Annotated in this window: 18 protein-coding genes and 1 tRNA gene; 6 read left to right on the top strand and 13 right to left on the bottom strand. The window is 70.6% G+C overall.

Annotated features, from left to right (window positions below; all coding sequences use genetic code 11):
* Positions 1-258: 258 nt before the first annotated feature.
* The 3 genes from ACXJKD_RS17065 to ACXJKD_RS17055 form a co-directional block, all read right to left on the bottom strand.
* The gene (locus ACXJKD_RS17065) at positions 259-960 is read right to left on the bottom strand and encodes a cation diffusion facilitator family transporter (protein ID WP_457255858.1); all 702 of its coding nucleotides are present in this window, start codon (positions 958-960) and stop codon (positions 259-261) included.
* Positions 957-1,295, bottom strand: coding sequence for an ArsR/SmtB family transcription factor (locus ACXJKD_RS17060; RefSeq protein WP_457255856.1), 339 nt, complete (start codon positions 1,293-1,295; stop codon positions 957-959). The genes ACXJKD_RS17065 and ACXJKD_RS17060 overlap by 4 nt, the downstream gene beginning before the upstream one ends.
* A 453-nt stretch (positions 1,296-1,748) precedes the next feature.
* Positions 1,749-2,048: a thioredoxin family protein gene (locus tag ACXJKD_RS17055; RefSeq protein ID WP_457255854.1), complete on the bottom strand. Its 300-nt coding sequence runs from the start codon at positions 2,046-2,048 to the stop codon at positions 1,749-1,751.
* Positions 2,049-2,380: 332 nt separating this feature from the next.
* On the opposite strand from ACXJKD_RS17055, the gene ACXJKD_RS17050 reads away from it, so the two are divergent.
* The 4 genes from ACXJKD_RS17050 (at position 2,381) to ACXJKD_RS17035 (ending at position 5,683) form a co-directional block, all read left to right on the top strand.
* Positions 2,381-3,121, top strand: coding sequence for an amino acid ABC transporter ATP-binding protein (locus tag ACXJKD_RS17050; protein WP_457255853.1), 741 nt, complete (start codon positions 2,381-2,383; stop codon positions 3,119-3,121).
* A 79-nt stretch (positions 3,122-3,200) separates the two neighbouring features.
* The gene (locus ACXJKD_RS17045) at positions 3,201-4,040 is read left to right on the top strand and encodes a glutamate ABC transporter substrate-binding protein (protein ID WP_457255851.1); all 840 of its coding nucleotides are present in this window, start codon (positions 3,201-3,203) and stop codon (positions 4,038-4,040) included.
* 99 nt (positions 4,041-4,139) lie between these two features.
* On the top strand, positions 4,140-4,811 hold the full coding sequence (locus ACXJKD_RS17040) for an amino acid ABC transporter permease (protein WP_457255849.1): 672 nt from the start codon (positions 4,140-4,142) through the stop codon (positions 4,809-4,811).
* Positions 4,808-5,683 carry an amino acid ABC transporter permease gene (locus ACXJKD_RS17035; RefSeq protein WP_457255848.1) on the top strand — a complete coding sequence of 292 codons (876 nt, stop codon included), beginning with the start codon at positions 4,808-4,810 and terminating at the stop codon, positions 5,681-5,683. Before ACXJKD_RS17040 ends, ACXJKD_RS17035 begins: the two co-directional genes overlap by 4 nt.
* A gap of 61 nt (positions 5,684-5,744) precedes the next feature.
* Here ACXJKD_RS17035 and ACXJKD_RS17030 read toward each other — a convergent pair.
* The 6 genes from ACXJKD_RS17030 to ACXJKD_RS17005 form a co-directional block, all read right to left on the bottom strand.
* Positions 5,745-5,820: transfer RNA gene (locus ACXJKD_RS17030), tRNA-Asn, on the bottom strand.
* Between the two features lie 106 nt (positions 5,821-5,926).
* Complete coding sequence (locus tag ACXJKD_RS17025; RefSeq protein WP_457255847.1) at positions 5,927-6,442, bottom strand: hypothetical protein; 516 nt, start codon at positions 6,440-6,442, stop codon at positions 5,927-5,929.
* On the bottom strand, positions 6,442-8,430 hold the full coding sequence (gene dnaG / locus ACXJKD_RS17020; RefSeq protein ID WP_457255845.1) for a DNA primase: 1,989 nt from the start codon (positions 8,428-8,430) through the stop codon (positions 6,442-6,444). The genes ACXJKD_RS17025 and dnaG overlap by 1 nt, the downstream gene beginning before the upstream one ends.
* 63 nt (positions 8,431-8,493) lie before the next feature.
* Positions 8,494-9,726: a deoxyguanosinetriphosphate triphosphohydrolase gene (locus tag ACXJKD_RS17015; protein WP_457255843.1), complete on the bottom strand. Its 1,233-nt coding sequence runs from the start codon at positions 9,724-9,726 to the stop codon at positions 8,494-8,496.
* A 10-nt stretch (positions 9,727-9,736) separates the two neighbouring features.
* The gene (locus ACXJKD_RS17010) at positions 9,737-10,417 is read right to left on the bottom strand and encodes a YdeI/OmpD-associated family protein (RefSeq protein WP_457255842.1); all 681 of its coding nucleotides are present in this window, start codon (positions 10,415-10,417) and stop codon (positions 9,737-9,739) included.
* Positions 10,338-11,690 (bottom strand): amino acid permease, encoded by a 1,353-nt coding sequence (locus ACXJKD_RS17005; protein ID WP_457255840.1) that lies wholly within the window; start codon positions 11,688-11,690, stop codon positions 10,338-10,340. The genes ACXJKD_RS17010 and ACXJKD_RS17005 overlap by 80 nt, the downstream gene beginning before the upstream one ends.
* Positions 11,691-11,784: 94 nt before the next feature.
* On the opposite strand from ACXJKD_RS17005, the gene pdxR reads away from it, so the two are divergent.
* Positions 11,785-13,215 (top strand): MocR-like pyridoxine biosynthesis transcription factor PdxR, encoded by a 1,431-nt coding sequence (pdxR, locus tag ACXJKD_RS17000; protein ID WP_457255838.1) that lies wholly within the window; start codon positions 11,785-11,787, stop codon positions 13,213-13,215.
* Here the strand turns inward: pdxR and ACXJKD_RS16995 are convergent.
* Entirely contained in the window at positions 13,200-15,593 is a 2,394-nt protein-coding gene (locus tag ACXJKD_RS16995; protein ID WP_457255836.1) for an ATP-binding cassette domain-containing protein, read from the bottom strand. The genes pdxR and ACXJKD_RS16995 overlap by 16 nt on opposite strands.
* A 100-nt stretch (positions 15,594-15,693) precedes the next feature.
* A complete protein-coding gene (dusB, locus tag ACXJKD_RS16990; protein WP_457255834.1) occupies positions 15,694-16,893 on the bottom strand; it encodes a tRNA dihydrouridine synthase DusB in 1,200 nt (399 codons plus the stop codon).
* 38 nt (positions 16,894-16,931) lie between these two features.
* Between dusB and ACXJKD_RS16985 the strand changes: the two genes are divergently transcribed.
* A complete protein-coding gene (locus ACXJKD_RS16985; RefSeq protein WP_457255832.1) occupies positions 16,932-17,780 on the top strand; it encodes a sulfurtransferase in 849 nt (282 codons plus the stop codon).
* Between the two features lie 22 nt (positions 17,781-17,802).
* On the opposite strand, the gene ACXJKD_RS16980 is transcribed toward ACXJKD_RS16985, so the two are convergent.
* Positions 17,803-18,408, bottom strand: coding sequence for a response regulator (locus tag ACXJKD_RS16980; RefSeq protein ID WP_457255886.1), 606 nt, complete (start codon positions 18,406-18,408; stop codon positions 17,803-17,805).
* Positions 18,408-19,628, bottom strand: a complete 1,221-nt coding sequence (locus ACXJKD_RS16975) for a sensor histidine kinase (protein WP_457255830.1) — start codon at positions 19,626-19,628, stop codon at positions 18,408-18,410. Before ACXJKD_RS16975 ends, ACXJKD_RS16980 begins: the two co-directional genes overlap by 1 nt.
* Positions 19,629-19,679 lie beyond the last annotated feature (51 nt).

The raw sequence follows: 19,679 nt of genomic DNA, 5'->3' as shown, positions 1-19,679 counted from the left end.
CGGATCTCGGCCCGTAGGCACGACCGTCAAGCACCTACCGGGACAGCACACGTGAACACACATGCTTGCCCACAATGCTCGCGGTGAGGACTTTCCATACTGGCTCAAGCGCGGCTCCGCCGCGAGGCGCGGGGCCCCGCGATGGGGCCCCGCGCTTAGGCGCTTCGCGCCACGCGCACCCCACCGCACCCCACGCCTGAACAGCAGAAGAGCGGCGTCCCGGTTCTCAGTCACCCGGGCGCCGCTCTCGTGGGGCTGTCAGTCCTTGCAGCAGCCGTCCGCGCAGGCCGCGACCGAGCCCGTCTGCCTCGACTCGTGCAAGACCGCGTTCGGGGCACAGCAGCTGTCGCCCTTCCACGCCTCAAGACCCTCCTTCAACGCCACGCCGGCGATCACCAACGCGGCCAGCGGGTCGGCCCAGGTCCACCCAAACATCGAGTTCACGGCCAGCCCGACCAACAGCACCGCCGACAGGTACGTGCACAGCAACGTCTGCTTGGAGTCCGCGACCGCCGACCTCGAGCCCAGTTCCCGCCCCGCGTGTCGTTGGGCGTACGACAGCCCCGGCATCACCATGAGACTCACGGCCGCCAAGGCCAACCCGACGGTGGAGTGCTCGGCCCGTCCCGACCCGAGCAGAGAGCGGACAGCCTCGAAGCTCACGTAGGCCGCCAAGGCGAAGAACGAGCAGGCGATCACCCGCAGGGCAACCCTTTCCCGCGACTCCGGGTCCTTCCCTGAGAACTGCCACGCCACCGCGGCCGCCGAGGACACCTCAATGACCGAGTCCAGCCCGAAGCCGACCAGAGCGGTCGACGACGCCGCACGCCCAGCCCAAAGCGCGATGACAGCCTCGATGACGTTGTAGGTGATCGTCGCGGCCACCAGCAGCCGGATGCGACGCGACAGCACTGCGCGACGGGCCACGACCGAGGGTGTGGTCAGCTGCAGCGAGGTCACGCCGTCGACCCGACCTTGTCGCACACATCGACCGGCGAGCACGCAGGGTCCACGGCCAGCACCAAGCTCAGCAAGTCACCCAGCGCGTGTCCGATGTTTCGGTCCGCCAACTCGTACCGAGTGCGACGCCCTTCCGGAACAGCCACCACCAGACCGCACCCACGCAAGCACGCCAAGTGGTTCGAAACGCCTTGCCTGGAGGCACCCACCAGGTCAGCCAAGTCACTCGGATACGACGAACCCTCTCGCAAGGCCAGAAGGAGCCGGGCCCGGGTGGGATCCGAGAGGGCATGCCCGAACCGGGCCAGTACATCGCTTGGGGTCGCCATTTGCATGACCGTCATAGTACAGCCACCGCTGTATCCCCCGACCGAGGTCCCCGTGGCCCCGTCCCGGCGACACTCACCTTCCGCCGCCGACCCGACGCTCCACTGTCCACCCGCCTCCGGGACGCCTCAAGGCCGCTGCGCGTCACTGTGTGATGGCCTGCGGCCAGCCTTGACCCGACCACTCCGGCAGGCTCCCCTGCTCTGCTAACGGATCGGTGGCTCCGTCTGCTCACCTCACCGACAGGACCCCCGCGCTTCAGACGACCTCTGGCGATTTCGGCCCACCGGTCCAGGAGCTCATGTGACCGCGTGGGAAGACCCAACGGAACACGCTCAGGCCCGGTCGCTTGCACCAGCAGTCGTCCGCGCAGCCACAAGCGATCAGCCCCATGCGCTCTCGCACCAGCCCGACGACGGCCGCCGCGAGGTAGAGACCCCCAGCAAGTCCCACGACTCGCTTCATGACAACACCTCCACCAACTGATCCACCGTGGGCGACCCGGCTCGGCCTTCTGCGGAAGAGAACACCCGGCAGGCCAAAGCCGCCTGCTCGTCCCCTGTCGCGAATGGGTCTTGGCCATCGAGCAAGATCGTCGGCGACCCGATGAAACCCAGACGCTCTGCATCCTCGGGCGTCTCCACCAGCACATGCTCGATCCGCTCGACATCACGCCCAACGCGGGCCAAAGCCGTCCGCAACCGCTCATCGGCAAGCGCCGAATGGGGACACCCATCGAAGTACAGCAGCCGCACATCCACGACCCCATCATGCGCCTCGCCACACCGGAGGCTCCGTATGTTGCGGGTCCGACCCTCAAGCGCAGCGACTCTCGTGGCACCTCAGTGGCACACCATTTTGAGAATCGACCGATTTGGTGTCAGCCGACCACGACCGACTGAGCACAAATCGGCAAGAAATAGCGCCTGACCTGCACCTTCGGGACTTCTCATGATCCGTCGGTCGTCGGTTCAAGCGCGACCTGCCCCACCAGTGCCTCGGCGCGGAGCTCGCGGACGCCTCAGGTTGCCTTTGGGTGACAGATGGGGACGGAGGAGGCAGGGAACTGCGTCAAACGGGTAGGTTGCCGGGCATGACGGAGCCACTGGTCGTCCTCAAGGGCGTCAACAAGCACTTCGGCGAGCTGCACGTCCTCCAGGACATCAACCTGTCCATCGGCAAGGGCGAGGTCGTCGTCGTGATCGGTCCCTCGGGGTCCGGCAAGTCGACCCTGTGCCGCACCATCAACCGGCTCGAGACCTTCGAGACCGGCTCGATCACCATCGACGGTGTACCGCTGCCCGAGGAGGGCAAGGAGCTCGCCAAGCTGCGGGCCGACGTCGGCATGGTGTTCCAGTCCTTCAACCTCTTCGCCCACAAGACGATCCTCGACAACGTCACGTTGGGCCCGATCAAGGCCCGTAAGGTGCCCAAGGCCGAGGCCGAGAAGCGGGCGATGGAGCTGCTCGAGCGGGTGGGCGTCGCGCACCAGGCGCAGAAGTTCCCCGCCCAGCTATCCGGCGGTCAGCAGCAGCGCGTGGCCATCGCCCGTTCGCTGGCGATGGACCCCAAGGTGATGCTCTTCGACGAGCCCACCTCCGCCCTCGACCCCGAGATGATCACCGAGGTCCTCGACGTCATGATCTCCCTCGCCAAGGAGGGCATGACGATGGTCGTCGTCACCCACGAGATGGGCTTCGCCCGCAAGGCTGCGAACCGGGTCGTCTTCATGGCCGACGGCCAGATCGTCGAGGAGAACGACCCCGAGGGCTTCTTCACCACGCCGAAGTCCGACCGCGCCAAGGACTTCCTCGGCAAGATCCTCACCCACTGACCGACCACGACATCCAGACCGCACTGCACTGAACACCGGGGCGCGCCAGCGCAGCGGCTACACATCAGGAGGAAACGGAATGAAGATTCGTCAGATTGGCGCCATGACCGCCGCATCGGTCCTCGCGCTCGGCCTGGCCGCCTGCGGCGACAGCGCCAAGGACGGGGGCAGCGGCGGAGGCGGGGGCAGCAAGTTCAAGGTCGGCATCAAGTTCGACCAGCCCGGCCTCGGTCTCAAGGAGGGCGCGAAGTACACCGGCCTCGACGTCGACGTGGCGACCTACGTCGCCAAGGAGCTCGGCCACGAGGCGGGCGACATCCAGTGGGTGCAGGCCCCCTCGGCCCAGCGCGAGACGCTGATCTCCACGGGTCAGGTGGACATGGTGGTCGCGACGTACTCGATCACCGATGCCCGCAAGGAAAAGATCTCCTTCGCCGGTCCTTACTTCGTCGCCGGCCAGGACCTGCTGGTGCGCGCCGACGACACGTCGATCACCGGCCCGGAGGCCCTCACCGGCAAGAAGCTCTGCTCGGTGACTGGCTCCACCTCCGCCCAGAAGGTCAAGGACAAGTACCCGGGCGTGCAGCTCCAGGAGTTCGGCACCTACTCCGAATGCGTGACCGCCCTCGTCTCCAAGGGCGTCGACGCCCTCACGACCGACAACACCATCCTCGCGGGCTACGCCTCGCAGGCGCAGTACAAGGGCAAGCTCAAGGTCGTCGGCAAGACCTTCTCCGAGGAGCGCTACGGCATCGGCCTCAAGAAGGGCGACACCGCCACCTGCGAGAAGATCAACACGGCGATCGGCAAGATGATCTCGTCCGGCGACTGGCAGAAGGCCATCGACGCCAACCTCGGCCCGGCTGGTTTCAAGGTCGACAGTGCGACCAACCCGCCCAAGCAGGACGCCTGTTCCTGACCCGTCCCACGCCGCAATGGGTATGCCGCGCGCTCAGCTGAGCGCGCGGCATGCCGCGGCCTTTGTCCGCACCACCCCAGCGACGGAAGGCATCCCTGCATGGGCGACATCCTGAGCACTTACGGTTCCGAGATCCTCAAGGCGTTCTGGGTCACGATCCGGCTCGCCGTCGTGGCGGGCATCGGCTCGCTGGTCATCGGCACCCTCGTCGCAGTCATGCGGCTGTCGCCGGTGCGCGTCCTGCGGCTGCTGGGCGCGTGGTACGTCAACGTCTTCCGCAACACGCCGCTGACCCTGCTCATGGTCTTCAGCATCCTGGGCCTGACCTACATCCTCGGCCTCAACCTCGACCAGCAGGACATCACGCAGAACGCGCTGCGATGGTCGGCCGTGATGCTGTCGATCTACCACGCGGCGTTCGTCTGCGAGGCCCTCAGGTCGGGAGTCAACACCGTGCCGGTCGGTCAGGCCGAGGCCTCCCGGTCGATCGGGCTGACCTTCTCCCAGAGCATGCGTGAGGTGATCCTGCCGCAGGCCTTCCGGGGCGCCGTTGCCCCGCTCGGGTCCAACTTCATCGCCCTCGTCAAGAACACGACGGTCACCGCAGTCATCGTGGCGGCCGAGGCGGGCGGGCTGATGCAGAAGATCATCGAGAACGAGACCGGCACGCTGTCGGTCTTCTTCATCTTCGCGCTCGGCTTCGTCATCCTGACGCTGCCCCTTGGAGTCTTCTTCACCTCGCTGTCGCGTCGCCTGGCGGTGAAGCGATGAGCGCCTCCGTCCTGTTCGACGCTCCAGGGCCCCGTGCTCGCCGGCGGCACGCCATCCTGTCGGTCGTCGGCGTCCTGCTCGTCCTCGCGATCGGCTACGTGGTCGTCCGCAAGATGCAGACGGCCAACCAGCTCGAGGGCTACATGTGGAAGCCGTTCGTGACGGACCGCTCGGTCTGGCGCGACTACCTCCTCATCGGCCTGTGGGGCACGCTGAAGGCCGCAGTGATCTCCATCGCGCTGGCCATCGCCTTCGGGCTGCTGTTCGGCATCGGTCGGCTCTCGAGCATCACGCCGATCCGCTGGGCGTCCGGCGTGGTCGTGGAGTTCTTCCGCGCCGTCCCGGTGCTGATCATGATGATCGCCAGCTACGGCTACTACTCGCGAGCCGGCGTGTTCTCGAGCGAGACTGCTCCCCTCGCCGGCGTCGTCACCGGGCTGACGCTCTACAACGGGTCCGTCATCGCGGAGCTGGTTCGTTCCGGTGTCTTCTCCCTGCCGAAGGGCCAGTCCGAGGCGGGCCTGTCCATCGGGCTGACGGAGTCGCAGACGCTGCGCTCGATCCAGCTGCCGCAGGCCATCACCGCCATGCTGCCCGCCCTGATCGGCCAGTTCGTCGTCATCCTCAAGGACTCGGCGCTGGGCTACTCGATCACCTACGGCGAGCTGCTCGTCTGGTCCAAGACCCTGGGGTCGGCGTTCGCCAACACCCTGCCGGCCTACATCGTGGCGGCGCTGCTGTTCATCCTCATCAACTTCACCCTCACCGTGATCGCGAGTCGGGTGCAGCGCCGGCTCTCGCGTCGTGGGCGGACCACGATCCGCGAGGCCGCAGCCGTCCCTGCCCCCGCAGCGGCGGACACGACCGCCTGAACGCCCGCCGACGGCACGACGAAGGCCCCGGACCTGATGGTCTGGGGCCTCGTTGGTGGGGTGGCTCCCCCGGTTGGACTCGAACCAACAACCTGCCGATTAACAGTCGGCTGCTCTGCCAATTGAGCTACAGGGGAAAGTCCGTCGGCGGTCCCCCGCGTTCGGCGCTGCGCAACCATAGCAAAGGATGCGCGCAGTTCTGAAAACGGGTGGAGGCGCGGGTGGAGGGTCGCCGCAGCGTCCCTAGAGCCCGACCTGCTCGCGCAGGTAGACCAGCACCGCCTCGGTGCGGGCGACCAGCTCGGGGTCGTCGGCGCGCACCCCTCGGCCGAGCACCACCTGCTCGACCAGACCGCCGCCCGCGAGGTCCTGCCGCACGGCCACCTTGGCCGTCCGGCGAGGTCCGAGCTCGATCCGCTGGGCCAGCACCACGCTTGCCTGGACGCGCTCGCGCAGGGTCTCCGGCACCAGGCTCGTGGCGCCCAGCACCCACTGCGAGGGCCGCGAGCCGTCGACCCAGGTGACCGTGAGGGTGCTGAGCTCGGCCGACCAGGTGCCGCCGTCCACCTCGTGCCACGGGCGGTGGAGCGTTCGCTCCCCGGCCGCGTCGACGGCATACAGGGCATGGTTGGTGGCGACCACGGTCGCGCCGCTGGCTTCCTCGCGACCCCAGCTGAGCACCCGCTCCCCCGACGCGAGCCCCACGGCGGAGCGCACCTCGGCCGGCAGCCGCTCTGGGCGGCGCAGCGAGATCGCCATCACGAGGCCTGGTCGCGCAGCGTCGCCAGCTCGCGCTGGAGCTCCTGGAGCTCCCCGCTCAGGCTGCGCGCGAGGGCAGGGTCGGTGTGCGGGTCGGTCGCCATCCTGCGCATGGCCGACATCGCGTCGGCGATCCTGCGGGTCAAGGAGACCTCCTGGACGCGGGTGAGCAACGCGTCGATGTAGCGGCGCTCCGGCAGCCCGGTCGCCTTGTCGAACCTGGTCGGCAGTGACGCGACCGCCAGCTCGGCGACGAGCCCGTGCACGGCCAGCGGCGCTGCCTGCGTCACCCGGTCGGCCCAGGCCTGGACGGACAGCCCCCGCTGTGGCCCGCCGGCTCCGCGGACCCCGTCGAAGACCGCCCGGTGGGCAGGAGCGGTGAACGCGTCGGCCGAGACCTTGTCGACGTCATCGGGGGCGAAGCTGTCGGGGTACTGCAGCAACGTCTGGAGCAGCTGCCGCTCGGCGAAGACGATGGGGTCGCGCAGGTCGGGGGCGGGCAGCGCGGCGCGCGCCTCCTCGATGGAGGGCTCGGGCACCGTGTCGGCGTCGGGCCGGTTGACGACCGCCTCGCGCGAGCGCTCGTGCTGCCCGGGCCGACCCTCGCGACCAGCCGGGGACTCCGCAGCCTCCTTGGCGTCACGGGCGGCCATCCGCTGGGCGCGGGACACCTCCGCCTGCACCTGCTCGACCTCGACCCCGATCCACCCGGCGACCGTGCGGATGTACTCGGGGCGCATCGAGCTGTCCCGGATCGAGTTCACGATGGGAGCGGCGGCACGCATCCCCTGGACCCGGCCCTCGGCAGTCGTCAGGTCGAACCGGGCGATCGTCGTGCGGACGGCGAACTCGAACATCGGCACCGCGTCGTCGATGAGGTGACGCACCGCGTCGTCGCCTTGGGCGATGCGCAGCTCGCACGGGTCCATCCCGCCCTCGGCCACGGCCACGAACGACTGCGAGGCCCACCGCTGGTCCTCGCCGAACGCCCGCATGGCGGCCTTCTGCCCCGCGGCGTCGCCGTCGAACGTGAAGACCACCCGGGCTGGGGCGAGGTCGGCCTCGTCGCGCATGATCCGGCGCAGCAGCTTGATGTGGTCGACACCGAACGACGTGCCGCACGTGGCCACGGCGCCCTCGATGCCGGCCAGGTGGCATGCCATCACGTCGGTGTAGCCCTCGACGATGACCGCCTTGCGGTCGCCCGCGATCGACTTCTTGGCCGCATCGAGGCCGTAGAGGACGGTCGACTTCTTGTAGATGGGGGTCTCGGAGGTGTTGAGGTACTTGGCGGCGATCCGGTCGTCCTCGAACAGCCGGCGCGCGCCGAACCCCACCGTGTCGCCGGTGATGTCGCGGATCGGCCAGACCAGCCGCCCCCGGAAGCGGTCGTAGAGCCCGCGGCTGCCCCGACCCGAGAGACCGGCCAGGGTGACCTCCTCGTCGGTGAAACCCTTGGAGCGCAGGTGGCGCGACAGCTCCTCGCCACCGCGGGGCGCGAAGCCCACGCCGAACTTCTTGGCCGCCTCGCTGTCGAACCCGCGCTCACGCAGGAAGTCGCGGCCCACCCGGGCCTCGGGCGCGTTGAGCAGGGCGTGGTGGTAGAACTCCTGCGCCACCCGGTGCGCCTCGACCAGCCGCGAGCGCCGCCCGAGGGTCTCGCCGTCACGGGGCCGGCCACCCTCCTCGTAGTGCAGCTCCATGCCGAGCTTCTGGGCCAGCCGCTCGATGGCCTCGCTGAAGGTGAGGTGCTCGACCTTCTGGACGAACGAGATGACGTCGCCGCCCTCGCCGCAGCCGAAGCAGTGCCACGCGCCGACCACGGGACGGATGTTGAAGGAGGGGGTCTTCTCGTCGTGGAAGGGACACAGGCCCTTCATCGAACCCGGGCCGGCAGGTCGCAGGGTCACGTGCTCGCGCACGACATCCTCGATGGACGAGCGCTCCTTGACGAGCGCGACGTCCTCGGCCTTGATCCGACCCGCCACTGGCCCTCCTTGTCGCGGTTGAGTCTAGGTGGTGGCCATGACTCGTCGTGGCCGACCATGAGGTCAGGACCAGGCGTGGTGCAGGTACTCCGCGCGCACGTCGGTCAGCGATGCGACCTGGTCGACCACGACCCGCAACGCCTCGGCGTCGTCCGTGGCCGCCTTCCAGTCGCCGAGCAGGTCGGGGTCGAGCCGTCCGACCGGGTCCTGCTGGTAACCGGTCACCAGGTCGGCCACCACCTCCCGCTGCCGGCTCAGCACGTCGACCCGCTCCAGGGCGTGCATGACGAAGTGCGCCGCCACGGCCTTGAGCACGGCACACTCGGCCCGTGTCTCGTCCGGAACGACCAGGTCGGCGGCGTAGCGGGTCAGCGGCCCGTCACCGTGCCGCTCGCGGGTGGCCACCTCCACCCCGTGGACGAACCGGCCGATGAGCCGCGACGTCATGTCCTTGAGCGCCGCCCGGTCCACCCGTGACCCGTCGTATGCCGTGGGCACGGCACCGCTGGCGAGCACGCGTTCCAGCGCAGCGCCGAGGGCGTCCACCCCGAGGTCCGCGGCGTACAGGCCGGTGGCCACCGCGAGCACCGAGTCGACGTCGGTGCGGTCGCGGAGGCGGCGCACGTCGAGGCGGCCCGAGGCGATCGCGTCCTCGACGTCGTGCACGGAGTAGGCGACGTCGTCCGACCAGTCCATGACGTCTGCCTCGAGGCACCGCTGCCCGTCCGGCCGGCCGTCTCTGAACCACTCGAAGACCGGCAGGTCGTCGACGTAGACACCGAACTTGGCCGCGGCACCGTCGTCCCCCGCGCCGCGGCGCCACGGGTACTTCGTGGCGGCGTCGAGGGTCGCCCGGGTCAGGTTGAGCCCTGCTGGTCGGCCGTCCGGGTGGACCCGCTTGGGCTCCAGCCGGGTCAGCAGCCGCAGGGTCTGGGCGTTGCCCTCGAACCCGCCGATCTCGGCGGCGATCTCGTCGAGGGCGCGCTCGCCGTTGTGGCCGAAGGGTGGGTGCCCGAGGTCGTGGGCCAGGCAGGCCGAGTCGACGACGTCGGCGCTGCAGCCGAGCGCCTGCCCGAACTCGCGGCCGATCTGGGCGACCTCGAGGCTGTGCGTGAGCCGGTTGCGCACGAAGTCGTCGTCGCCGGGCTGCACCACCTGGGTCTTGGCCGACAGACGGCGCAGCGACGCGGAGTGCACCAGCCGGGCCCGGTCGCGGGAGAAGTCGTCCCGGTCGGCCCGTTTCGTGGCAGGGTCTTCCCGCACCCACCGCTCACGGTCGACCGCGCTGTACGCCACGCTCGCGAGCCTACGACCGGGCGGCCCGCGCTGCCTCGGCGGCCCGCTCCACCCACTTAGGCTGGGTGCCGTAGCGCTGGCTGGGGATCAGCCGCCCCGCTGCGCTGTCCTCGACCAGCTGGGCCATCCGCTTCGCGCGGGTGGCCTCCTGCTTGGCGGTCACCACCCAGTGCACGGCGAGCTTCCGGTAGGACGCCGTGGCGATCTCCCAGAAGGCACTGGCGGCCGCGTCGCCCGCCAGCCGCGCGGCATACTCCGGCGGCAGCTCGAGCTGGCCCGCGCTCTCGTAGGAGTAGACCCCCGAACGGTCCTCGCGGCGCAGGGCGTAGGCGGCCAGCCCCGGTGGCTGCATCCGCCCCTCTGCCTTGAGCCGCTCGACCGCGGCGATGTTGATGGCGCTCCAGTTGCTGGTGGACTTGCGGGGCGTCCAGCGCTGGCGGGTGGTGTCCTCGTCGATCCGCTGGGCGACCGAGTCGATCCAGCCCCAGCAGAGCGCCTCGATGACCGCCTGCTCCCAGGTCAGACCGCGGTCGGGCACGTGCTTCTTGGAGAGACCCATCCAGAGCTCGGTGGCGGTGTCGTGGTTGGCGGCGAGCCAGGCGCCGAACTCCTCAGGCCCCGAGAAGAACGTCGCCGGGCGCTCCGCGGTCCCGCCCGGCGTCCCGATCCGCATCGGCTTCGTCGTACCCATGGACGCAGCCTGCCACGACCCCCCGACGGTCGTGCCACACCCGGTAGGCCACCGCCGAAGCGGCGACACCGAGCGCCCACACCACGTGCCAGCCGTTCATCACCAGCAGGCCCAGCACCGAGACCAGCGCGACCACGGCGGTCCACCAGGCTCGTGAGCCGCGGTCCAGGAGGCGCACAGCCGCAGCGGTCCCCAGGACGTAGACCAGCGTGAAGCAGCCCGTGGCCAACAGCATCAGCGGGGTGAGCCCGAGGTGCAGCACCTCCGAGGCCACCAACCAGAGCACGGACTGCCCGGCGATGAGGGCCAGGCTGCGCCGCGGCACGCCACCCTTCTCCGCATCCACCGCCAGGTATGCCGGGAGGGCACCGTCGCGCGCCAACGCAGCCCCCAGCCGCGAGCCGCCCGCGTAGTAGGCGTTCATGGCCCCGACCGTGAGCAGGACGGCCACCACGGCGGTGACGATCCGGACCTCGCCGCCGACGCCCGCTGCCAACAGGTCCGACAGGGGCGCCGCACTGGTTCCGGTCGCCGGCCCGAGCACCATCAGGCTGGTGGCCGCGAGCGCGAGGTACAGGGTGCCGACGACCACCAGCGCGATGGCGGTCGCCCGGGGCACGTCCCGAGCCGGGCGCCGGTAGTCACCCGCGAGGGAGGCCACGGCCTCCCAGCCGGCGAACCCCCACACCAGCAGTGCCGCCGCCGAGCCCACGGCCCCCCAGCCGTGCGGCGCGAACGGCCGCAGGTTGTCCCACGACGCGTGCGGCAGGGCGGCGACGATGGTCACCAGCATCAGGGTCGCGAGCACCGCGGTCAGCCCCAGCTGGGCCCGGCCCGACAGCCGGAGCCCGGCGGCGTTCATCAGCGCGACCCCGACGATGAGGCTCGCGGCCACCGCGACGGAGACCATCCGCCCGCCACCCACCGCGTCGGACACGTAGTGCCCGGCCATCAGCGACGCCGGTGGGGCCCCCACCGGGACCGCGAAGTAGAAGCACCAGCCGACGGCGGCCGAGGCTCGCGGACCGAAGGCGCGCCGCACGTAGGTCGAGACTCCCCCGCTGTCCGGGAAGCGGGCCCCCATCGCGGCGAAGGTCGATGCGAGCGGGATGCTCAGCACCACCAGCGCGGCCCAGGCCACGAGGGAGGCCGGTCCGGCGATCCCGGCCGCGATGGCCGGCAGTGTGATGACCCCGGTGCCGAGCACGGCACCGATGGACAGGGCGGTGCCCTGGGGGATGCTCAACCGCGCCGTCGTCGGGGTGCTCGTCATGGGACCAGCCTCGCCGCTCATTGGCCCGGTCAGAAGGTCCACTTGAGGGCAAACTGATTGAGCCAATTTCCGGTCTACGCCCTACCCTGTGGAGGTGGACCTGCACCTCGATCCCGCCACGACCGGCGACCGGTCCGCGACCATCTACCGCGAGCTGCTCGAGGCGATCCTCGACGGCCGGCTGGCCGCCGGAGAGCGGCTCCCACCCAGTCGCGAGCTCGCGTCGTCACTGGGCGTCGCCCGCGGCACGGTCACCACGGCCTACGACCGGCTGACGGCCGAGGGCTTCCTGGTGACCCGCGTCGGCGCCGGGACGTTCGTGTGCGCCGACATCGAGCCACGGCGGGCCCGACGGGCCCCGGTCGGCGACCTCCGCCCCCGGGAGGTGTGGTCGGCGCTCCCACCACCGGTGCCTGACGCGGCACCCACCGACTTCGACCTGTCGGTCGGCGGACCTGACACCACGCTCTTCCCCCTCGCCGTGTGGCGCCGGCTGGTGTCCGCGACCCTGCGGCCGTCGTTGCTCGCCGCCTCCGCCTACGAGGGCGGTGGCCACCCGGGGCTGCAGGCCGAGGTCGCGAGGTATGCCGGTCTGGCCAGGTCGGTGGTCGCCAGCCCCGAGGACGTGCTCCTCACCAACGGCGCCCAACAGGCCCTCGACGTGGTCGCGCGGGCAGTGCTCGACCCGGGTGACGTCGTCGTGGTCGAGGACCCGGGCTACACGGCGGCCACCAGGCTCTTCGCCTCGCACGGCGCCAGGGTGCGGCCGGTCCGGGTCGACGAGGAAGGTCTCGTCGTCGACGACCTGCCCGGCGCCGCGCGGATGGTGTACGTGACGCCGTCCCACCAGTTCCCGACCGGTGCGGTGATGTCGCTACGACGCCGGATCGCCTTGCTGGAGTGGGCCTCTCGGCGCAACGTCGTCATCGTCGAGGACGACTACGACAGCGAGTTCCGGTTCGAGGACCGCCCCCTCGCGCCGCTGCAGAACCTCGACCGTGACGGTCGCGTCGTCTACGTCGGCTCGTTCTCCAAGACCCTCATGCCCTCGCTGCGGGTCGGTTACCTGATCGCCCCTCGGTCACTCCAGGAGACGTTGCGCCAGGCCAAGCTGCTCACCGACTGGCAGGGTGACGCCGTTACCCAAGGAGCGTTGGCCCGGTTCATGGGCGAGGGGTTGCTGTCGGCCCACGTCCGCAAGGTCACCAAGCTCTACGCGGTGCGCAGGCAGGCCCTCCTCGATGGCCTCGCCACGCTGCCCCACGGCGTCCTCGAGGTGCTTCCCTCGGCCGCCGGCCTCCACGTGTGCACCTACTTCACCGACCGCACGGTCGACGACGTGGCGGTGGCTGCGGCAGCCGCTAGGGCCGGGGTCGCGCTCGAACCCGTGTCGGTGCGGTTCCAGGGCGGCACGCCCCGCCCCGGCCTGGCGATGGGGTTCCGCCGGATCACCGTCGAGCAGGTGCCCGAGGCGGTCGCCCGGCTGGCGTCGGTCCTCCCGGCGCCGGGTCAGGCACCCACGTAGAGCGCGAGGTGCTCGCCGGTCAGGGTCGAGCGGTCCGCGACCAGGTCGGCCGGCGTGCCCTCGAAAACCACCAGCCCACCGTCGTGCCCCGCGCCGGGGCCGAGGTCGATGAGCCAGTCGGCGTGGGCCATCACGGCCTGGTGGTGCTCGATGACGATGACCGACTTGCCGGAGTCCACGAGCCGGTCGAGCAGGCCGAGCAGGTTCGCCACGTCGGCGAGGTGCAGACCGGTCGTCGGCTCGTCGAGGACGTAGACGTCACCCTTCTCCGCCATCTGCGCGGCCAGCTTCAGGCGCTGGCGCTCGCCGCCGGACAGGGTGGTGAGCGGCTGGCCCAGGCTGAGGTAGCCCAGGCCCACGTCGGCGAGCCGGTCGAGCACCTTGTGGGCGGCCGGGGTCTTCGCGTCACCGTCGGCGAAGAAGGCCTCCGCCTCGGTGACCGACATGTCCAGCACGTCGGCGATGTTCTTGCCCCCGAACGTGTACTCGAGCACGGCGGCCTGGAAGCGGCGGCCCTCGCACTCCTCGCAGGTCGACTCGACGGTGGCCATCACCCCCAGCTCGGTGAAGATGACGCCGGCGCCGTTGCACGTGGGGCAGGCGCCCTCGGAGTTCGAGCTGAAGAGGGCCGGCTTGACGTTGTTCGCCTTCGCGAAGGCCTTGCGGATCGGCTCGAGCAGGCCGGTGTAGGTGGCCGGGTTGCTGCGGCGTGAGCCCTTGATCGCGGCCTGGTCGACGACGACCACGCCGTCACGACCCGCGACCGAGCCGTGGATGAGCGAGCTCTTGCCCGAGCCGGCGACACCGGTGACGACGCACAGCACGCCGAGCGGGATGTCGACGCTCACGTCGCGCAGGTTGTGCGTCGAGGCGCCGCGGACCTCCATGGCTCCGGTGGACGCGCGCACCGAGTCCTTGATCGCCGCGCGGTCGTCGAGGTGGTGACCAGTGGTGGTGTCGCTCGCCCGCAGACCCTCGACGCTCCCCTCGAAGCAGACCGTGCCACCTCCGGTCCCGGCACCGGGACCCAGGTCGATGACGTGGTCGGCGATCGCGATGGTCTCGGGCTTGTGCTCGACCACCAGCACCGTGTTGCCCTTGTCGCGGAGCTGGAGGAGGAGCCCGTTCATCTGCTCGATGTCGTGCGGGTGCAAGCCGATGGTGGGCTCGTCGAAGACGTAGGTGACGTCCGTGAGCGACGAGCCGAGGTGGCGGATCATCTTGGTGCGCTGCGCTTCTCCCCCGGACAGCGTGCCGGCCGACCGGTCGAGGGAGAGGTAGCCCAGGCCGATCTCGGTGAACGAGTCGAGCGCGTGCTGGAGGCCGGCGAGCAGGGGTGCGACCGAGGGCTCCTCGAGGTCGCGGACCCACCCGGCCAGGTCGCTGATCTGCATGGTGCACAGCTCGGCGATGTTCCTGCCCCCGATCCTCGACGACCGCGCCTCCTTGCTCAGCCGGGTGCCCTCGCACTCAGGACACGACTGGAAGGTGATGGCCCGCTCGACGAACCGCCGGACGTGCGGCTGCATCGCCTCGACGTCCTTGGACAGCATCGACTTCTGGACCTTCGGGATGATGCCCTCGAAGGTCAGGTTGACGCCCTCGACGTTGATCTTGGTCGGCTCCGCGTAGAGCATCGTCTCGAGCTGCTTCTTGGTGAACGAGGCGATCGGTTTGTCCATCGGGAGCCCCATCCCCTCGAAGAGCCGGCCGTACCAGCCGTCCATCGAGTAGCCCGGCACGGTCAGGGCGCCCGCGCGCAGCGACTTCGTCTCGTCGTACAGCGCGGTCAGGTCGAAGTCGGAGACCGCGCCCATGCCCTCGCAGCGCGCGCACATCCCGCCCAGGTAGACCTGGTTCTGGACGACGGCCTTCTCGACCCGGCCACCGGCCTTCTCGGTGCTCATCACCCCGCTGGCCTTGCGGGTCGGGACGTTGAACGAGAACGCGGTGGGCGGGCCGATCTGGGGGTCGCCGATGCGGCTGAAGAGGATGCGCAGCATGGCGTTGGCGTCCGTCGCGGTGCCCACGGTCGAGCGCGGGTTGGCGCCCATCCGCTCCTGGTCGACGATGATCGCGGTCGTCAGGCCCTCGAGGAGGTCGACATCGGGTCGGGCCAGCGAGGGCATGAACCCCTGCACGAAGGCGCTGTACGTCTCGTTGATCATCCGCTGGGAGTCGGCGGCGATGGTGCTGAAGACCAGCGAGCTCTTGCCGGACCCGGACACCCCCGTGAACACCGTGAGCCGCCGCTTCGGGATCTCGACGCTGATGTCCTTGAGGTTGTTCTCGCGCGCACCGTGGACGCGGATCAGGTCGTGGCGGTCCGCCGGGTGCGTCCCGGTCGACGTCGCCTGCGTGGTGCTACCCCTGCTCATCGTGTCTCCCTCTCCAACCCGGTCGCCGCGCGGCCAAGCCTAGCCACGGCGCGTGCGGCGATCTTCTCGATTCCTGACGGACCGAGGTGGCTCAGTCGGGTCAGCCGCCGGAGACTGACAACTCGGCCTCGGCGACCGCCTCGCGGTGCGCCTCGCTGAGCTCGCGGCTGTCGAGCCAGCCCTCAGGCAGGGCGACGTGGCGCGGCGAACCTGCGCGCCCACGCTGGCCCTCGGCGGCGTCACCCGGCCACGCCGCGTCGGGGTCCATCGACGCGATCAGCTCGTCCAGGGCCGCCATCGAGTCGACCAGCGCGAGGTGGTGGCGCACGGTGGAGCCGGCCGGGAATCCCTTGAGGTACCAAGCGATGTGCTTGCGGATGTCGCGGCAGGCCTTGTACTCGTCGTCGTAGAAGTCGATGAGGTACTCGGTGTGCCGGCGCATCGTGGCGGTCACCTCGCCGAGGGTCGGCTCGACGCGCGCCGGGGCGCCGGCGAAGGCCGCGGCCAGGTCGGTGAACAACCACGGACGACCCAGGCACCCGCGGCCGACCACGACGCCGTCGCAGCCGGTCTCACGGGTCATCCGCACGGCGTCCTCGGCCGACCAGATGTCGCCGTTGCCGAGCACCGGGATGGTCTTCACCGTCTCCTTGAGCCGCGCGATGGCGGTCCAGTCGGCTTCGCCGGAGTAGGCCTGGGAGGCCGTGCGCCCGTGGAGCGCCACGGCCGCGACACCGGCCCGCTCCGCGGTCAGGCCCGCCTCGAGGTAGGTCAGGTGGTCGTCGTCGATGCCCTTGCGCATCTTCACGGTGACCGGCACGTCATACGGGCTCGCCTCGCGCACCGCCCCGCGGACGATGGCCTCGAACAGGTCGCGCTTCCACGGCAGGGCGGCGCCGCCGCCCTTGCGGGTGACCTTGGGCACGGGGCAGCCGAAGTTGAGGTCGATGTGGTCGGCGCGGTCCTCGGTGACCAGCATCCGCACGGCCGCCGCGACAGTGGCGGGGTCCACGCCGTAGAGCTGGATCGACCGCGGGCTCTCCTCCGGGTCGTGCTCGATCAGCCGCATCGACTCCGGCGTCCGTTCCACGAGCGCCCGGGACGTGATCATCTCGCTGACGTAGAGCGAGGTCGCCCCGCTCGCGCCGCCCTGGTCCAGCCCCTGGTTGCCGTACTCACGGCACAGCTTGCGGAACGCCCGGTTGGTGATGCCCGCCATCGGCGCCAGCACGACCGGCGACTCGATGGTGTGGCGCCCGATGGTGAGCGGCGGCAGCAGGGAGGCAGTGGTGGCGGTCATGGCGGCACCAGTGTCCCATCTGGTGCTTGACTGGCCGAATGCTTGCCCTGATCAGCGCCGACGAGCTGCTCGTCGACGTCACCCGCGACCCGGCCTCGGTCGTGCTCGTCGACGTCCAGTGGAACCTCACGACGACGGCCGGACCACCGGGGCGTGACCTGTATGCCGCGGCGCACCTCCCGGGGGCCCATCACGTCGACCTCGACGCCGAGCTGGCCGGGCCTCCCGGTCGCGGGGGTCGTCACCCACTCCCCCAGGCCCACTCGGTCGCAGCCGCCGCCCAGCGGTGTGGAGCCGACAACGACTCGCGCATCGTCGTCTACGACCAGGGTCCGTCGTTCGGGGCGGCGCGGGCCTGGTGGGTGCTGCGCTACTTCGGGGCCAGTGACGTGCGCGTCCTCGATGGCGGCCTGGCTGCGTGGCGCGCCGCCGGTGGACCCGTGACCCGCGAGCTCCCCGAGCCCGGCGCCGGGACCTTCGAGGCCCACGCGGGTGGGATGCCGGTGGTCGACGCCACCGCGGCGGCCCAAGTCGCCAGCGACGGTGTCCTGCTCGACGCACGCGCCGTGGAGAGGTTCCGTGGCGAGACCGAGCCCATCGATCCGGTGGCCGGCCGCATCCCGGGAGCCGTGAGCGCCCCCGCCACCGAGAACCTCGGCCCGGACGACCGGTTCCTCGATGCCGAGGTCTTGCGGGAGCTGTTCTCCCGCAAGGGAGTTCCCGCAGCCGGCCCGGTGGGTCCGGTCGCGGCATACTGCGGCTCCGGGGTGACCGCCGCGCACACGGTGCTCGCCCTGGAGGAGGCGGGCGTCGAAGCGGCCTTGTATGCCGGGTCGTGGAGCGAGTGGATCACCGACCCGAGCCGGCCGGTCGCCACCGGCGACTGAGACCGACCTCCCGCCGGACGGGCTACAGCCAGCCGTACTCGTCGGCGATCCGGACGGCGTCAGCGCGGTTGCGCGCCATGGTCTTGCCGATCGCGGAGGACAGGTGGTTGCGCACGGTCCCCTCGGAGAGGCTGACGTCCCGGGCGATGTCGGCGACCGAGCCACCCTCGCGCGCCGCGATGAGCACCTCGGTCTCGCGGGCCGTCAGCGGCGACTCGCCCCCCGCGAGCGAGTCGGCAGCGAGGGCCGGGTCGACGACCCGCAGACCCGAGTGCACCCGGCGCACCGCCTCGGCGAGCTGTCTCGCCGGGGTGTCCTTGACGACGAACCCGCTCGCACCGGCCTGGAGCGCCCGACGGAGGAACCCCGGTCGTCCGAAGGTGGTCACGATGAGGACCCGCACCCCGGGCATCGCCTCGTGCAGCGCCGCGGTGGCGGCGATGCCGTCCAGCCCGGGCATCTCGACGTCCACGAGCGCCACGTCCGGCTTGCTGGCTCGGGCGGCGGCGACGACCTCGTCACCGCTGCCCACCTCGGCGACGACCTCCATGTCGGGCTCGAGCCCGAGCAGCGTCGCGAGGGCGCCGCGCACCATCGCCTGGTCGTCGGCGAGCAGCAGTCGGATCATCATGCCTCTACCCTCTCGTGGGTGTCGGGGTCGGACTGTCGCGGGTCAGACGGTGCCGTGACCGACAGCCGGTAGCCGTGCGGCACCAGCGATCCCGCCACGAGGCGGGCGCCGGCAGCCTCGGCGCGCTCCTGGAGGCCCAGCAACCCCGTGCCGGGACTGCCGGGCTGCACGCCGGCGCCGTCGTCCGTGACGGTGATCCCGTGCTCGTCGAGGATCACCCGGCAGCTCGTCGCGCGGCTGTGCCGGATGACGTTCGTGACGCCCTCGCGCAGGGTCCACGCGCAGAGCTCGCGCAGGTGGCTGGGCACGGCGTCGGCAGCAGTGGGCAGGTCGGCCTCGATGCCAGCCGTCGCGAGGGACGCGCGGGCCCGGGCCAGCTCGGCCGGCAAGGACATCTCACGGAAGCCCGCCACCGCCTGCCGGACGTCGGCGAGTGCGTCTCGCGCCAGCCGCTCGAGGTCGGCCACCTCCGCCTTGGCGCGTTCGGGGCTGACCTCGAGCAACCGGGCGGCCAGCTCGGCCTTCACCGTGATGACGGTGAGGCTGTGCCCGAGGATGTCGTGCACGTCGCGCGCCATCCGGTTGCGCTCGTCCTGGATGGCGAGGCGGGCGTTCTCCTCCCGGGCCTCGGCGAGCGCTCGCTGCCGTTGGGAGGCGATCATGCCTCCGGTCACGGCCAGCATGGCCAGCACCATCGACATGCTGATGCTGACGTCGTGCGTCCAGCCGTCGACGTGGAAGGTGAGCAGCTCGTAGAGGGCGACCAAGCAGGCGCCGATGGCCAGTCCCACGCGGACCCGGAAGGTCCACAGCCCTGACACCGCGAGGAACACCCAGGTCGCCGCGCCCTTCTGGCCCACCGTGACAGTGGCCAGGGCCGCGAGCAGGGCCAACCCTGCCCACGACGCGATCCCGATCGATGTGACGTACCAGCGCGACGCGACGGAGCCCCTTGTCCCCCACACCGCGGCGCGGAGGTGGGAGAAGTGCACCAGGTAGAGGACGACGAACAGGACGAGCACCACCAGCCCACCGTCCCCGCGGAGGTTCTGCCGTTGCTGCCAGGCCGCGTTGAAGGCGTCGGAGAGGAACACCAACCAGATGCCGGCGAAGAAGATCCCGACGATCCTCCCGCCCCACGTGTCGTCGCCGGTGTCGCCGAAGAACTGGGCCCGCGGACCGGTGGTCCGTCCTCCCTCGGCGTTGCGCTCGCTCACACCGCCCAGCCTGTCAGAGACCGGGCCGGCGGTGAACGAGCGCACCGCCGC

The sequence above is a fragment of the Pedococcus sp. P5_B7 genome (genome assembly GCF_054049895.1).
The sequence above is the reverse complement of the archived record's forward strand: the minus strand, read 5'-3'. Positions and strand labels throughout refer to the sequence as shown.